Origin of the sequence: Actinomadura viridis, from assembly GCF_015751755.1 — a bacterium.
GTDB classification, from domain to species: Bacteria; Actinomycetota; Actinomycetes; order Streptosporangiales; family Streptosporangiaceae; genus Spirillospora; species Spirillospora viridis.
Genome location: NZ_JADOUA010000001.1, coordinates 3,736,976 through 3,750,777, shown reverse-complemented (window position 1 = coordinate 3,750,777; position 13,802 = coordinate 3,736,976). Strand labels below are relative to the sequence as shown.

At 70.3% G+C, this 13,802-nt stretch carries 12 protein-coding genes; 7 read left to right on the top strand and 5 right to left on the bottom strand.

The genetic code is table 11. The features are described 5' to 3' along the window. Positions 1-49 precede the first annotated feature (49 nt). The gene (locus IW256_RS16950; RefSeq protein WP_197011910.1) at positions 50-505 is read left to right on the top strand and encodes a MarR family winged helix-turn-helix transcriptional regulator; all 456 of its coding nucleotides are present in this window, start codon (positions 50-52) and stop codon (positions 503-505) included. 57 nt (positions 506-562) lie between these two features. Here the strand turns inward: IW256_RS16950 and IW256_RS16945 are convergent, their stop codons facing one another. From IW256_RS16945 to IW256_RS16930, 4 genes are all read right to left on the bottom strand, one after another. Continuing rightward, entirely contained in the window at positions 563-1,888 is a 1,326-nt protein-coding gene (locus IW256_RS16945; RefSeq protein ID WP_197011909.1) for a PP2C family protein-serine/threonine phosphatase, read from the bottom strand. A 247-nt stretch (positions 1,889-2,135) separates the two neighbouring features. After that, positions 2,136-4,373: a catalase/peroxidase HPI gene (katG, locus tag IW256_RS16940; RefSeq protein WP_197011908.1), complete on the bottom strand. Its 2,238-nt coding sequence runs from the start codon at positions 4,371-4,373 to the stop codon at positions 2,136-2,138. A 30-nt stretch (positions 4,374-4,403) separates the two neighbouring features. Then, positions 4,404-4,808 (bottom strand): Fur family transcriptional regulator, encoded by a 405-nt coding sequence (locus IW256_RS16935; RefSeq protein WP_197016357.1) that lies wholly within the window; start codon positions 4,806-4,808, stop codon positions 4,404-4,406. A 94-nt stretch (positions 4,809-4,902) separates the two neighbouring features. Further along, positions 4,903-5,394 carry an Lrp/AsnC family transcriptional regulator gene (locus tag IW256_RS16930; protein WP_197011907.1) on the bottom strand — a complete coding sequence of 164 codons (492 nt, stop codon included), beginning with the start codon at positions 5,392-5,394 and terminating at the stop codon, positions 4,903-4,905. 106 nt (positions 5,395-5,500) lie between these two features. Here IW256_RS16930 and IW256_RS16925 point away from each other — a divergent pair, with 106 nt between their 5' ends. The 5 genes from IW256_RS16925 to IW256_RS16905 all read left to right on the top strand — a co-directional run bounded on the left by IW256_RS16925 (position 5,501) and on the right by IW256_RS16905 (position 11,574). Continuing rightward, positions 5,501-6,697 (top strand): MFS transporter, encoded by a 1,197-nt coding sequence (locus IW256_RS16925; RefSeq protein WP_197011906.1) that lies wholly within the window; start codon positions 5,501-5,503, stop codon positions 6,695-6,697. Between the two features lie 152 nt (positions 6,698-6,849). Next, complete coding sequence (locus IW256_RS16920) at positions 6,850-7,500, top strand: hypothetical protein (protein WP_197011905.1); 651 nt, start codon at positions 6,850-6,852, stop codon at positions 7,498-7,500. 504 nt (positions 7,501-8,004) lie between these two features. Then, positions 8,005-8,871 carry an ABC transporter substrate-binding protein gene (locus tag IW256_RS16915; RefSeq protein ID WP_197011904.1) on the top strand — a complete coding sequence of 289 codons (867 nt, stop codon included), beginning with the start codon at positions 8,005-8,007 and terminating at the stop codon, positions 8,869-8,871. A gap of 8 nt (positions 8,872-8,879) precedes the next feature. After that, on the top strand, positions 8,880-10,466 hold the full coding sequence (locus IW256_RS42240) for an amino acid ABC transporter permease/ATP-binding protein (protein WP_197011903.1): 1,587 nt from the start codon (positions 8,880-8,882) through the stop codon (positions 10,464-10,466). A 4-nt stretch (positions 10,467-10,470) separates the two neighbouring features. Beyond that, complete coding sequence (locus IW256_RS16905) at positions 10,471-11,574, top strand: amidase (protein WP_197011902.1); 1,104 nt, start codon at positions 10,471-10,473, stop codon at positions 11,572-11,574. A gap of 45 nt (positions 11,575-11,619) precedes the next feature. Here the strand turns inward: IW256_RS16905 and IW256_RS16900 are convergent, their stop codons facing one another. Beyond that, positions 11,620-12,510 carry a LysR family transcriptional regulator gene (locus tag IW256_RS16900; protein ID WP_197011901.1) on the bottom strand — a complete coding sequence of 297 codons (891 nt, stop codon included), beginning with the start codon at positions 12,508-12,510 and terminating at the stop codon, positions 11,620-11,622. Between the two features lie 71 nt (positions 12,511-12,581). On the opposite strand from IW256_RS16900, the gene IW256_RS16895 reads away from it, so the two are divergent. Further along, a complete protein-coding gene (locus tag IW256_RS16895; RefSeq protein WP_197011900.1) occupies positions 12,582-13,775 on the top strand; it encodes an aminotransferase class V-fold PLP-dependent enzyme in 1,194 nt (397 codons plus the stop codon). Positions 13,776-13,802: the final 27 nt, after the last annotated feature.

The window sequence follows — 13,802 nt, the reverse complement described above, 5'->3', positions numbered from 1 at the left end:
GCCGGAAGCACGCGGCCGTCCGCAAGGATCCGCGGGGAGAGGGGTGCACGTGTCGATCGATGACACCGACGCCGCGGCCCGCGCGCAGGGGTGGCGGACGCTGGCCGCCCTGCACGCGCGGATCGAGGACGCCCTCGAACGGGCTCTGCAGCGCGAGCACGACCTCTCGGTGAGCGAGTACACCGTGCTCGACGCCCTGTCCCGCCAGGACGGCTTCCATCTGCGCATGAACCAGCTGTCCCGGGCCGTGGTGCTGAGCCAGTCGGCGACGACCCGGCTGGTGACCCGGCTCGAACGGCGCGGGCTGCTGCAGCGCTACCTGTGCCCCGACGACCGCCGAGGCATCTACACGGAGGTCACCGCCGGCGGCCGGGACGCCCTGGAACGGGCGCGGGCGACCCACGACGGGTCGCTGGCCAAGGCCCTGCGGCAGGCGGAGGAGCTACCGGAACTGGCGCCCCTGGTCGGCGCGCTCGCCGCCCTCCCCCGGCCGGACCGGCGATGACCCGGCCCTGGACGAACGGGGCTCCCGCCCGTCCGGCACCGGCCGCGGGGCCACGCCTCAGAGACGGGCGATGATCAGGGCGATGTCGTCGTTCGCGCCGCCGGAGGTGAAGCCGAGGCGGGCCAGCACGGCGTCGGCCATCCGCTCGGGTTCGAGCCCGGCGAACGAGGCCAGCACGCCGGTCAGGCGGGCCAGGCCGACGTCGATGTCCTCCTTCCGCCGTTCGACCAGCCCGTCGGTGTAGAGGACCAGCGTGTCGCCCGGCGTATAGCGCTTCGCGGCCTGGGGCCGGGCGACGTGCACGGGGCGGGCGCCCAGCGGCGGGTCGGTGGCCCCGTCCAGGAACTCGCACCCGCCCCCGGCGCGCAGCAGGACGGGAGGCAGGTGACCGGCGCTGCTGTAGGTGATCCGGTGATTCTCGCCGTCGACCATCACCTGGACCGCCGTGCTGCCCGGCGCCCCCTCCACCGACCGCGCGTACACCCCGACCGTCTCCAGGGCCTGGGCGGGCCCGGAGACCGTACGGGCCGCGGCGCTCAGCGCGCTGCGGAGCATGCCCATGACCGTGGCCGCCTCCAGGCCGTGTCCCACGACATCGCCGACCGCCAGGGCCAGCCCGCCCGAGGGCAGGTCGACGACGTCGTACCAGTCGCCGCACACGTTCAGCGTCCCGACGGCGGGCAGGTAGCGCACGGCGATGTCGGGGTGGCGGGGCAGGTCCGGGGAGTGGAGCATGGACTCCTGCAGGGCGATCGCTACACCGCGCTCGCGGGTGTGGGCCTGGCGCAACTCCTCGTTCAGCCGTTCCAGTTCCTGCCCTCGCTGGTACGTCTCGGCCTCCACCGCCTCCTGCCGCCGGGGGGAGTCCTCAGGATCCTGACCGTCACGTACGCGGAGCAGCCGGGAGAGCAGGGGGACGCTCGGCGGATTCCCCGGCCGGCGGCCGCGTAGGCGGCGGTCGAGCACGAATCGGGTCACCTCCTGCGGCCTGACGATGACCGCCCCGACCGTCCCGTCCGGATCGAACACCGGGGTGACGACCGTCGACCACCACTGCTCCCCGGATTCGCCCGGACGCACCGAGGAGCGGACGTCGTACCTGCGTATCGCCAGGGTCTCCGCCTTCCCCGAGGCCAGGACCCTGAGGAAGCAGGAGCGCAGGCTCCGCCGGTTGTCGGCGTGCTCGGGCCCGTCGGGCAGGACGTCGAACAGGCGCCGTCCGATGACGGCGTCACGTGACAGCCCCATCACCTTCAGGACCGCGTCGTTCACCTCCACGATCACCAGGTCCCCGTCCAGCACCACGTGGGGGTCCGGTACGGCCGCGAACAGCGCCGCGTGATCGACTACGGGGGAGACTGGACGGACGTGACCGTGCGCCATCAACCGACGACCTTTCTCCGCTTTTGTCCACTTTTGGCGGACTTAGTCCGTTACCCTACCGGGGCGGTGACAGGTTTCCTCGCAGGTCAATGAAGCTTTAACCGAGCGCACGCGAACCGGCCCGCCACCGCGTCCCGGGAATGCCGGGACGCGGGGACGGGCCGGAGGCGGGCGATGCCCGGACCTTCCGTCCGGGAACGTCCGGGAACGTCCGGGCCGGCACGGTGGGCCGGCCCGGACGCCGGGATCAGGCCAGGTCGAACCGGTCGAGGTTCATGACCTTGTCCCACGCCGCGACGAACTCGTGCACGAACTTCTCCCGCGCGTCGTCGCTCGCGTAGACCTCGGCCAGCGCGCGCAGCTCCGAGTTCGAGCCGAACAGGAGGTCGACGCGGCTGCCGGTCCACCTGACCTCGCCCGAGGCGTCGCTGCCCTCGAAGGTCTCCGCGTCCTCCGACACCGGCCGCCACGTCGTGCCCAGGTCGAGCAGGTTGACGAAGAAGTCGTTGGTGAGCGACCCGGGGCTCTCGGTGAAGACGCCCAGCGAGGACTTCTTGTGGTTCGCGCCCAGGACCCGCAGGCCACCGACGAGGACCGTCATCTCGGGCGCGCTCAGGGTGAGCAGGTTCGCCCGGTCGATCAGGAGGTACTCGGCCGGCAGCCGGGTGCCCTTCCCGAGGTAGTTGCGGAACCCGTCGGCCACCGGCTCCAGCGCGGCGAACGACTCGACGTCGGTCTGCTCCTGCGACGCGTCCGTGCGTCCCGGGGTGAACGGGACCACCACGTCGTGACCGGCGTCCTTGGCGGCCCGCTCGACCGCGGCGCACCCGCCGAGCACGATCAGGTCGGCGAGCGAGATCCGCTTGCCGCCGGCCTGGGCGCCGTTGAACGCCTCCTGGACGCCCTCCAGGGTGCGCAGCACGACGGCCAGCTCGTCGGGGTCGTTGACCTCCCAGCCGTTCTGCGGCTCGAGGCGGATGCGCGCGCCGTTGGCGCCGCCCCGCTTGTCGCTGCCGCGGAACGAGGAGGCCGACGCCCACGCGGTGGAGACCAGCTGGGAGACCGACAGCCCCGAGTCGAGGATCCGGGCCTTGAGGGCGGCGACGTCCTCGTCGTCGACGAGTTCGTGGTCCACCGCGGGGACGGGGTCCTGCCACACCAGGGTCTCGGCCGGGACCTCCGGCCCGAGGTAGCGCGCGACCGGCCCCATGTCACGGTGCGTCAGCTTGAACCACGCCCGCGCGAAGGCGTCCGCGAACTCGTCGGGGTTCTCCAGGAAGCGCCGCGAGATCTGCTCGTAGACCGGGTCCACGCGGAGCGCGAGGTCGGTCGTCAGCATCGTCGGCGCGTGGGTCTTCGACGGGTCGTGGGCGTCGGGGACGGTGCCGGCGCCGGCGCCGCCCTTCGGCTTCCACTGGTGCGCCCCGGCGGGGCTCGTCGTGAGCTCCCACTCGTAGCCGAACAGGATCTCGAAGAAGCTGTTGTCCCACGCGGTCGGGGTGTTGGTCCAGATGCCCTCGAGGCCGCTGGTGATCGTGTCGTTGCCCTTGCCGGTGCCGAAGCTGTTCTTCCAGCCCAGCCCCTGCTCCTCCAGGGGGGCGCCCTCGGGCTCCGCCCCGACGTACTGCTCCGGGTCGGCCGCGCCGTGCGTCTTGCCGAAGGTGTGTCCGCCGGCGACCAGGGCCACCGTCTCCTCGTCGTTCATCGCCATCCGGCGGAACGTCTCGCGGATGTCACGGGCCGCGGCGAGCGGGTCCGGGTTGCCGTTCGGGCCCTCCGGGTTGACGTAGATGAGCCCCATCTGGACCGCGCCCAGGGGGTTCTCGAGCTCCCGGTCACCGGTGTAGCGCTCGTCGCCGAGCCAGGTCGACTCGGGGCCCCAGTAGACGTCCTCCTCGGGCTCCCAGACGTCCTCGCGGCCACCGGCGAAGCCGAAGGTCTCGAAGCCCATCGACTCCAGGGCGACGTTGCCGGTCAGGACCATCAGGTCGGCCCAGGAGATCTTCTGGCCGTACTTCTTCTTGACCGGCCACAGCAGCCGGCGGGCCTTGTCGAGGTTGCCGTTGTCCGGCCAGCTGTTGAGCGGCGCGAAGCGCTGCTGCCCGGCCCCGGCGCCGCCGCGGCCGTCGCTGATGCGGTAGGTGCCCGCGCTGTGCCACGCCATCCGGATCATGAACGGGCCGTAGTGCCCGAAGTCGGCCGGCCACCAGTCCTGGGAGGTGGTCAGCACCTCCGCGATGTCCCGCTTCACGGCGGCGAGGTCGAGGCTCTTGAACGCCTCGGCGTAGTCGAAGTCCTCACCGAGCGGGTTGGCCACCGCGGGGTTCTTGGCGAGGATCTTCAGGTTGAGCCGGTTCGGCCACCAGCCGCGGTTGCCGCCGCCCTGGGTCGGGTGCGGAGCACGAGTGTGCGCGACGGGGCACTGACCTTCGCCCTCGGTGGTGTTCAGGTCGGAGACGACTGCGTCGTCCTTGTTCTCGGCCATGCGCTTCCTTCCAGGTCTAAGCGGGGTGGATCAGGATCTCTGGACGGTGGAACAGTCGGGGCACAGGCCCCAATAGACGACCTCGGCCTCGTCGATCGCGTAGCCCTGGTCGTCGGACGCGGTCAGGCAGGGCGCCTCACCGACGGCGCAGTCGACGTCGGCGATGGCGCCGCACGACCGGCACACGAGATGGTGATGGTTGTCCCCGATCCGCGACTCGTAACGCGCCACGGAACCGGACGGCTGGATGCGCCGCACCAGACCCGCCGCCGTCAGCGTGTGCAGCGAGTCGTACACGGCCTGATGGGACACCTTCGGGAGATCCCTGCGCACGGCCGCGATGATCGAGTCCGTGTCGGCGTGCGGATGCTCGTGCACGGCGCTCAGCACCGCGACCCGCGGACGGGTCACGCGCAGAGCGGCTCCGCGCAGCATCTGCCGGAAGTCCGATGGTGTGGACACGGCACACAGGGTGGCCCATTTTCTGGAATCAGTCAAGAATCCAGGGCGGAGACCCGGCCGGGAGGTGTCAGCGCGCCCAGCCCTCGGAGGCGGTCACCGCGCGGGCCCGCGGGTCCGGGGGCTCGACGGCGCGGCCCTCGTACGGGGTCGAGAGAACGACGTGGGAGTTCATCTCGCCGTGCTCGCCGAGCCGTTCGAGAAGCCCTTCGAGGTGGGACATCGACGCGACCCGGACCTTGAGCATCGAGCACCAGCCGCCGCTGAGCTTGTGCACCTCGGTGACCTCGGGGAGATCCTCGGCGGCCGTGGTCTTGAGCAGGCAGCGGCCGAGCGCGCAGCGCATCTGGACGAAGGCCGTCAGCGGCTGCCCGGCGCGCGCCGGATCGATCCGCGCCTGGTAGCCCGTGATCACTCCGGACTCCTCCAGCCGCCGTACGCGCTCGGCGACGGCCGGGGCGGAGAGGCTGACGCGGCGGGCGAGCGCGTTGAACGAGAGCCGCCCGTCGCGCTGGAGTTCGCCGATGATGCGCCAGTCCGTCTGATCGAGCGGTCTGTCCATGTGAAAGGTCCTCCTCGCATAAGTCCTTTCAAAGTAGAAGCACACAGGGCCGAATACCAAGCATCGCCCATTCAGCTGCGGCTCTTGGGTTTCTAGATTGAACACCATGGTCATCGACGTGGGAAAGAACCGTGGGACGCGCCGGTCGCGCCCGATGACGGCGCTGTGCTCGGGTGCCGCCCTGATGAACGCGGCGATGGCGGTGGCCAGCGCGGCGAGCACGCTGGTCGCCGGGGACCGGCTCGGCGCGGGCTGGGGCGGCGTGCCGGTCACGGCGGGAATCATCGGCACGGGCGCGGGCGCGATCGTCCTGACCCGGCTCACCAACCGCGCGGGCCGGCGCGGCGCCCTCGTCCTCGGGTACGTCGCGGCGGCGGCCGGAGCCTGTCTCGCCGTCGCCGGGGTCACCCGGGGCGACATGATCGGCCTGGTCGCCGGGATGCTGCTGCTCGGGCTCGGCAACGCGGGCGCGCAGCTGTCGCGTTACGCCGCCGCCGAGTTGTATCCGCCGGGGCGGCGCGGGTTCGCGGTCGGGCTCGTGGTGTGGTCCGCGGCCATCGGGGCCGTCGGCGGCCCGCTGCTGCTCGATCCGACCGGTGACGCGGCCGCCGGCATGGGCTTCACGTCGTTCGCCGGGCCCTTCGTGCTGGTGCTGCTCGCGTGCGCCGGAGCGGCGGCCTTCTCCGCCGGGGCGCCCGCACGCGCGGAACGGACCGCCCCGCCGCGCCTGCCGCTGCGCGAGCTGGCCCGTACCCCGGTCGCGCGCTCCTCGCTGGCGGTCATGGTCACGGCGCAGGTCGTGATGGTCGCGGTCATGACGGCGGTGCCGCTGGACATGCACATGCACGGCCACGGGCTGGGGGCGGTCGGGATGACGCTGGCCGGGCACACGCTGGGCATGTTCGCGCTGTCGCCGGTCACGGGCCGGTTGTTCGACCGCTTCGGCGCCCGGCCGGTGATGCTCGGCGGCCTGCTCCTCCTCATCCTCTCGACCGGGCTGGCCGCCGCCGCCCCCGTACGTTCCGTGGCGCTCTTCCTGCTGGGGTACGGATGGAACCTCTGCTTCGTCGGCGGCAGCGGGCAGCTCGCCCGGGACCTGCCCGAGCCGGAGCGACCGCACGTCGAGGGCGCGGTCGACGCCGCCGTATGGACCATCGCGGCGGCCGCGAGCCTGCTCTCCACCGTGCTCCTGTCCGCCGGCGGCTATGGCGCGCTCGCCGTACCGGCCTGCGCCCTCGCCGCCCTGGTCACGATCGCCCAGGCCCGCGGCAACTGGCGCACGCGCGGTCACCGCGGTCGTTGACCGGCCTGCCGCGCCGCTCCACCGGCCCGGTCCCGAAGCCTCAACGCAAAGATCATGGGAAGCCGAACACCGGGGGCGCCGGTGGCGTCTGAGGGGTCATGAACCCACGGTGCGAACGGTGCGGCGGGGCGCTGGTCCCGGTGGAGTACGGCATGCCGGCCAGCGACGAGCCGTACCGGCGGCACGAACGTCGCGAGATCTACTTCACCGGCTCGTGCATGGGCGGACCCGAGCCGTGGTGGTGCTGGTCCTGCGAAGCGTACGCCGACCCCGAACCGCGTCCCCCTCGAACGCTGACCAAGGAGGGCTACCAGCTCGCCCTGCTCGACGACATGCGCCGTCTGGCCCCGGAGGCTCCCCTGAGTCCGCCGGCGCCTTACGACGATCCGCCGGCTCACCTGCTGGAGGAGGCCGGCCGGTGGAACGCGCTGGAATCGCAGAAGATCGCGGACCTGTCGGCGATTCTGGGCGATCCGGTCAGCGGTGGCCCCTCTCGACACCGTTTCTCCCTTCCCCTCTGGCCCGACTTCTGGCTCGAGCACACGACCATGGACACACCCATTGGGCAATACGTACTCAACCGGCGGTTCGTACGCAGGTCGGGCGAGCCGATGCGGTCACCGGACCATTTGCGCCCCTGGTCCGTCCTGCTGCCCGAGGCTCAGGCGTTCTTCGGCTGGGAGGAGAACAGAATGCCCAACGCGTACTGGCACGTCGTGCCCTTCCAGATCGAAGGGCGGCGAATGGAGGCGTGTTTCGTCTACGGCCTTCTCCAGCACGTCTCGGAGTCCTCGGAGGATTAGGGACGCCTCAGGTCGTACGGCCGCTCATCCAATTCGTCGAGGACCATTCATGCGCCGCCCGCTCCCCTTCCTCGCGGGCGGCTCCCTCGTGGCGGCGAACGCCGGCCACGCACGACCGGCGGCCGGAGTGCCGGATGACCGGTCCGGCGGCTCCGATCCCGATCGTAAGGTCCGAGGATCTCGATCCGGCGCGCCCATCTGATCGCCTGGCGCCGCCCGCGCCGTCACGCGCGGTCCGCCACCTGATCCGCCACCGACCGGAGAGTGCGGTGACAATGGGCGACGCTTCGACAGCGCCCCGTCGTCAAAGCTGAGATCCATCGCGAACCGCAGGCGCGTGATCACAGGGCGTCCACCGAGCGGTTCCTCACACGATAACTCAAAGCAATGAGACCCGTACGGTCCGTTTCATATGCAAACGGAATAAGTGTAAGAGAGGTCATGTATTTGACGATTGAGTGCTGCCATGGCGACTCTTGCAGCACTCACGATCTAGGAGGCTCCATGCATCGATTGTCGCGACTGGTCGCCGCCGTACTCCTGCTGGGAAGCGTCGCCGCCTGTGGCGGCAACCAGACGCAGGAGCGGCCGGCGAACGCCCAGGTCAAGCCGCCTGAGCAGCTGGTCAATCCCGGCCGCCTCACCATCGCCGCAGACTTCCAGGGCGCGCCCTTCGACTACTTCGAGGGCACGGAGAAGAAGGGCTTCGACGTCGAGTTCGACAAGGCCGTCGCCGAACTGATGGGCCTCAGGCCCGAACTGGTCGACGCCCGGTTCGCGTCGCTCGTCACCGGCCTGGAGGCCGGCCGGTACGACGCCGTGGTCTCGGTCCTTTACATCACCAAAGAACGCGCGGAGAAAATCGATATGGTCCCGTACGCGCAGACGGGGTCGGGCTTCCTTGTCCGAAAGAACGAGAACTTCAAGCCACAGGCCGCCACGGATCTGTGCGGGCGCACCGTCGCGGTGCTCGCCGGCGGATTCGAGGAGCAACTCGTCACCGGCGACCTCGCCGGGCAGTGCAAGGCCAAGGGAAGCCCCGTGACCGCCAAATCGTTCCCCTCCGACGTCGAGGCGACGCGCGACCTGGCCCAGAAGCGCTCGGACGTCTTCTTCAGCAACCACTCGATCGTGACGCATCGCGTCAAGCAGTTCTCCGAATTGCAGCTGGAAGCGTCGAACCCGGCCCCGCTGTACCCGGTTCCGGCCGGAATCGGCGTCCGCAAGGACCGGCCCGACGTGCGCCGCGCCTTCGAAGAGGCGATCCAGCATCTGCGGAATTCCGGACGGATGGACGAGCTCCTCAAGCGTTACGGCCTGGAGAATCCCGATCCCGAACTCGTGAAGAAGGCGATCGCCGGAGACAAGTGATCAATAACATGCAGTTCGACTGGTCTTACGCAATCGGGCTCTTCGCCGACGGCGGGGTCTGGCGGGCGGCGGCGGCGACGCTGCTGCTCGCCACCGTCAGCTGGGTCCTCGCCGGCATCCTGGGGCTGGGCGTGGCCCTGGTGAAACAGTCCGGCTTCCGGGTGAGCAGCCGGACCGGCGGTGTCTATGTCTGGTTCTTTCGCGGCGTACCGCTGCTCCTTCTCATCATCTTCATCTACAACGCCGTGCCGCAGGCCATACCGGCATCACGCGGCTTCCTGTCGAATCCGTTCAACGCTGGACTCGTGGCCCTGACCCTGAGCGGATCCGCGTATATGGCGGAGGTCTTCCGTTCGGGCCTGAAGGCCGTGGGCCCGGAGCAGCGGGACGCCGGGCGGGCGCTGGGGTTCGGCAGCCGGGCGCTGCAGCGGTTCGTGATCGTGCCGCAGGCCTTCCGGATCGCGATCCCCGGTCTCGGCAACGAGTACGTGTCGAACCTCAAGAACACCTCGCTGGTGTCGGTGATCTCGTTCGTCGAGCTCACCCTGGCAGGTCAGCGCATCTACAGCCTGAACTTCCGGATCCTGGAGACGCTGACCGTCATCGGCATCGTCTACCTGGCCATGGTGACCCTGTTCAGCACGCTCCAGAACCAGTTGGAGGCGCGGCTCGACGTATGGCGTCCACGCAAATCCCGCCGCGCGCGTGCGGCCGCCGAGGCCCCGGTGGCCCCGGTGGCCCCGGCCGCGGCGGAGGCCGGCAGGGCCGGAGCGGAGACCGCGCCGGCGACCGTTCCCGCCCCGCGGCCCGCCGCCCCACCGCTCGGGCCCGTGGTGCTCGAGGCGCGCCAGGTGAGCAAGAACCTCGGCGGCCGCGAGATCCTGCGCAAGGTCGACTTCGCGGTCCGGCGCGGCGAGGTGTGCGTCCTCATCGGCCCGTCCGGATCCGGGAAATCCACCCTGCTGCGCTGCCTCAACCGGTTGCTGACCATCGACGCGGGCACGGTTCTGCTCGACGACGAACCATTCGGTTACCGTGCCGGAGCCACCGGCCCGCGGCCGGAACCCGAACGGCGCGTCGCCGACCAGCGCCGGCGGGTCGGCATGGTGTTCCAGCGATTCGAGCTCTTCCCGCACTACACGGTGCTGGACAATGTCACCCTCGCACCCCGCCACTTCGGATCGGTGTCCCGGGCCCAGGCGCGCGAGTACGGATTGCGCCTTCTGGCCAAGGTGGGGATGGAAACCCATGCGGACAAGTACCCGCATCAATTGTCCGGCGGCCAGCAGCAGCGGGTGGCCATCGCCCGTACCCTGGCCCTCGAACCGGAGGTCATCCTCTTTGATGAACCGACCTCCGCGCTCGATCCGGAACTGGTCAATGAAGTGCTGAACGTCATCGCCGCCCTGGCCGCGGAGGGTATGACGATGATCATCGTCAGTCACGAGATGGGTTTCGCCCGCCGGGTGGCGCACCGGGTGGTATTCATGGACGAGGGAAGCATTCTCGAAGAGGGATCGCCCCAGCAGATGTTCACCGCCCCCACCCATTCGCGGACGCGGCAGTTCCTCGCCGCCATCAGTCATGGAGACTAGCGACGTGACCGTTTCGACCAGGGCGAAGGTCCTGGCCGCGCTCGATCGGATCGATCCCCACCTCGGCGCGTTCATCACGGTGGATCCCGACACCACCGTACGCCGGGCCAGCGCCGAGCCCGGCGGCCGGCTCAGCGGCGTCACGGTCGCGGTGAAGGACCTCATCGACACGGCGGGCCTGCGCACGACCTACGGCTCTCCGCGCTACCGCTACCACACTCCCACCACGACCGCCCCGTTCGTGGCACGCCTCGAACGGGACGGCGCCATCGTCCTCGGCAAGACGAACCTCAACGAGTTCGCCTACGGAGTCAGCGGCTACAACCCCCACTACGGAATGATGCGGACTCCGGCGGATCCCGACCGCACTCCCGGCGGATCGAGTGGCGGATCGGCGGTCGCGGTCGCCGCGGGCGTCTGCGATCTCGGGGTGGGCACGGACACCAGCGGATCGGTCCGCATACCCGCGGCATGCTGCGGCATCTTCGGTTTCAAGTGCGCCAACGGGGCCGTCAGCATGAGCGGCGTCCACCCTCTCTCCCCTCGCAACGACTCGATCGGCTACTTCGCGCGGGACGTCGCGCTGATCCAGCGTGTTCTGGGGATATCGGCCCTGCCGCCGGTCACCGATCTGCGGGTCGAGGAGTTCGACGACCTCGAGCCCACCGGGATGCCGCTCGACGCGCACTGGGTGCTCTTCCGGCACGAGGCGTACACGATCCACAAGGCGCAGGCCGCGAAGACGCCCGAGGAGTACGGCGACGACCTCCACACCAAGATGTCCCGCCCCGTGGGCGACGTGCCCGCCGCCGAGAAGGTCCTGAACCGCTGGCGGGACGAGTTCGACAGACGTCTGCGCGACGTCGACCTCGTGGTGATGCCCGTCTTCCCCGGCGAAGCGCCCACCGTGGCGGAGGTGATGCGCGACTACCGGGACGGGACGTTGACCACCTCGGAGCGCCTGCTGTCCATCACCCCGATCGCCAACGCCCTCGGGTGGCCCGCGTTCGCGGTGCCGACACCCGAGGGGCCGCGGCAGATCCTGGGGCGGCCTGGCACGGAACCGTCGATCCTGGCCCTCGGCGCCCGGTTGAGCGCGCGCGCCTGACCACCACGGACGCACTGGCGGACGCACGGGGCGGGCGCGACCGCCTCAGGCGGCCGGGCTCAGGCGCTCGCGGAGCAGTTCCGCCAGTGCGTTCGCGGCGACGGTGCGGTAGCGCGTCGCCGAGCGGACGAGGGAGATCGTCCGCTGCGGCCGGCGATCCATGCTCAGGATGGCCACCGTAGGACCGGGGGCGTGCACCGACGCCAGCGGCAGGAGCGCGACCCCCAGGCCGGCGGCGGCCATCGCACGGATGCTGCCCAGGGCGCTGCAATCGTAGGCGATCCTGGGCTGGAAACCGGCGTCCACGCACGTCCGGACGAGGATCCGGCGCAGGCCGGCGCCCTCGTTGAACGCGATGAACTGCTCCGACATGAGGTCTGACAGCAGGACCTCCTGCCCGGCCAGCCGGTGTCCTGCGCTGACCACGAACACCAGGACCTCGTCGAACATGGGCTCCACCGACATCGAGTCCAGGTCCTCGTGGCCTTCGAGCATGACCAGTGCCAGGTCGATGTCGCCCGCGGCCAGCATGGCCAGCGACGCGTCGGCCTTCTCCTCCCGCACGATGATGTCGACGCCCGGATACTGGCGCTGGAACTCGACGAGCACCGCGGGCAGTGCGCCGCTCGCGTTCAGCGACTGCTGCGCGCCGATGGTGATCGTCCCCACCCCCAGCTGGCTCATGTCCCGCAGCCGGGCCCGCGCGTCGTCGGTCTCCGCGATGATCCGTTGCGCGTAGGGCAGCAGCATCTGGCCCGCGTCGGTCAGGCGCACCTTACGGGTGCTCCGGTCGAACAGCCGCACGCCGAGCTCGGTCTCCAGCTGCCGGATCTGGGAGGACAGCGCCGGCTGGGCCACCAGCAATTCGCTCGCGGCCCTGGTGAAGTGCAGGTGCCGGGCTACGGACACGAAATAGCGGACCTGCCGGAGTTCCATCTAAAAATCCTATCAAAGCGAGATGGATCATGTATTGGACAGCACAATCGGCTGCCGATCACGATGTAGGCATGATTGCGGCATCACAGAAATCCCCGCCGGTCCGCTTTCCCGGACTGGAGCGGGTCGGGCCGGACGGCCGGCCCTTCGTACACGCCGACGCGCCCGGTGGGACTCAGGTCGTCGAAGCGGTCATCGAGGCCATGGCGGCCTACCAGCGGCAGGGGAACGCGAGTCCCAGCCGCGTGTACACGACGTCGGTCGAGGTCGCCGAACTGGTCCAGGACACTCGTGCCCGGGTCGCGGACTTCCTCGGGGGCGATCCGGGCGGGATCGTCTACGGGCTCAACTCCACGTCGCTGACATGGCACTTCGCCCGGGCGTTCGAGCGCACGCTGGAGCCCGGCGACGTCATCGTCTGCACCCAGCTCGACCACGACGCCAACGTCGCCCCCTGGCTCGCCATCGCCGAACGCACCGGCGCCGAAGTCCGCTTCGTCACGCTCGACCCGTCCACCTACGAACTGGACCCGCGCTCGCTGGAGCGCGCGGTGGACGACCGGACGAAACTGATCGCCTTCACCAGGGCGTCGAACCTGATCGGCACCACCGTCGACCCGCGCCCGTTCGTGGAGGCCGCCCGGGCGACGGGCGCGGTCACCTACGCGGACGGCGTGGCGGCCGCGGCACACTTCCCCCTGCGGCAGTCGGAGTGGGGCATCGACGTCCAGATCTGCTCCCCGTACAAGTTCTTCGGGCCGCACATGGGCGTGCTCTCCGCCCGGCCCGAACTGCTGGAGCGGCTCACCCCGGACCGGATTCGTCCCGCGCCCCCGGCCGGACCCCGCCGGTGGGAGACCGGAATGCCGTCGTTCGAGTGCATCGCCGGCCTCGCCGCCGTTCTGCGCTACCTCGGCGAGGTGGGGTTCGAGGAGATCCAGCGGGTCGAGCGGGTCCTCCGCGAAAGGGCGCTGCAGGCGATCGAGAACACTCCCGCGATCCGGCTGCACGGCAAGCGCACGGTCGAGGGACGGGAGGCGACCTTCGCCATGTCGGTCGGCTCGGTTCCCCCGCAGGAGGTGTCGAAGCGCCTGTCGGCGATGGGCGTGTTCGTGTCGTCCGGCCACAACAACGCCGTCGAGACCGTCGGAGCGCTGGGGGTCCCCCAGTCGGAGGGCCTGGTGCGGGCGGGATTCGTGCACTACCACTCGGTCGAGGACGTGGATCGGACGTTCGAGGCCCTGGCGGCCGTCGCCGACGAGTAGAGGCCGGCGACCATGAATCACCCCACC

What these genes read in the sequence shown, in the direction of transcription:
- IW256_RS16930 (WP_197011907.1), bottom strand. Translation starts at nt 5,394, where the DNA reads ATGGACAGACCGCTCGATCAGACGGACTGGCGCATCATCGGCGAACTC.
- IW256_RS16925 (WP_197011906.1), top strand. Translation starts at nt 5,501, where the DNA reads ATGGTCATCGACGTGGGAAAGAACCGTGGGACGCGCCGGTCGCGCCCG.
- IW256_RS16915 (WP_197011904.1), top strand. Translation starts at nt 8,005, where the DNA reads ATGCATCGATTGTCGCGACTGGTCGCCGCCGTACTCCTGCTGGGAAGC.
- IW256_RS42240 (WP_197011903.1), top strand. Translation starts at nt 8,880, where the DNA reads ATGCAGTTCGACTGGTCTTACGCAATCGGGCTCTTCGCCGACGGCGGG.
- IW256_RS16945 (WP_197011909.1), bottom strand. Translation starts at nt 1,888, where the DNA reads ATGGCGCACGGTCACGTCCGTCCAGTCTCCCCCGTAGTCGATCACGCG.
- IW256_RS16900 (WP_197011901.1), bottom strand. Translation starts at nt 12,510, where the DNA reads ATGGAACTCCGGCAGGTCCGCTATTTCGTGTCCGTAGCCCGGCACCTG.
- IW256_RS16895 (WP_197011900.1), top strand. Translation starts at nt 12,582, where the DNA reads ATGATTGCGGCATCACAGAAATCCCCGCCGGTCCGCTTTCCCGGACTG.
- katG (WP_197011908.1), bottom strand. Translation starts at nt 4,373, where the DNA reads ATGGCCGAGAACAAGGACGACGCAGTCGTCTCCGACCTGAACACCACC.
- IW256_RS16920 (WP_197011905.1), top strand. Translation starts at nt 6,850, where the DNA reads ATGCCGGCCAGCGACGAGCCGTACCGGCGGCACGAACGTCGCGAGATC.
- IW256_RS16935 (WP_197016357.1), bottom strand. Translation starts at nt 4,808, where the DNA reads ATGCTGCGCGGAGCCGCTCTGCGCGTGACCCGTCCGCGGGTCGCGGTG.